The 807-nt window shown below is 33.7% G+C and carries 2 protein-coding genes; both read right to left on the bottom strand.

Going from position 1 to position 807, the window contains the following annotated elements:
* A partial coding sequence (locus FYJ66_RS09500) for an NAD(P)-binding protein (RefSeq protein WP_154573187.1) occupies positions 1 to 130 on the bottom strand: 130 nt, incomplete at its 3' end.
* Between the two features lie 40 nt (positions 131 to 170).
* On the bottom strand, positions 171 to 807 hold a 637-nt coding region (locus tag FYJ66_RS09140; RefSeq protein WP_206157051.1), incomplete at its 5' end, for an NYN domain-containing protein.

Genomic DNA, 807 nt, shown 5'->3' with positions numbered 1-807 from the left:
AAATGGCTCCACCAATTTCAGCTTCCTTATCAAAAATATCAATCTGGTACTCATTTTCTGTTTTAACTAATTCTTGAGCTAATGTATAGCCAGCAGGACCGGCTCCAATAATGGCAATCTTTCTTGTCATAAATCAAATTCCTCCATCTTTTTCGCTATTATATCATAAACTATTTCTTTAGGTACGAAAGAGCTCGTTTGTTTACGTTTTTTACCGCAATCTCAAGTTCACGAGCTGAAATTCTTTTTGCGCCATTGGCTAAAATCGCATTTTGAATCAAGCCATCACTTGTCGCAACTGATAATTCATATTTCTTTTTTAAGTCGTGTACAGCCTTTTCAATATAGCTGTCTGCTGTTTGATTATATCTCGTATAAATAATGTCTAGATTTCCTTGATTAAAATGTGAACCTGTATTGTTTTTAACGCGATATCCATCAAATACTAAGATGACTTTGATACGCTTATATCCTTGATAATTCGAGATTCGATTGATCAATTCATCACGTGCAGATTCAATGTTTACTTTGGCAATATCTTTTAAATCTTGCCAGTCATAAATCATATTGTAGCCGTCAATCATTAAACAGTCTGGCTTTTTATCTTCGACATGAATCTGATTTAAATTCATATCAACCTTCGCTTTTTTCTTGATTGGCTTTTCAGCTTTCTTGTTGTTTCCACCAAGTGAATTAAATACTTTCTTTAATTCTTCTTCACGAACTGTATGTTTTACATAAGAAGCATAGGAAGTTGTGTTGGCTTCTTTAATTTGGATGTGCATATGCTCCTTGACTTCATCCCAA

Source organism: Allobaileyella intestinalis, from assembly GCF_009695865.1.
Taxonomy (GTDB): Bacteria; Bacillota; Clostridia; order Peptostreptococcales; family Anaerovoracaceae; genus Allobaileyella; species Allobaileyella intestinalis.
This window is presented reverse-complemented; position numbering and strand designations above follow the sequence as displayed.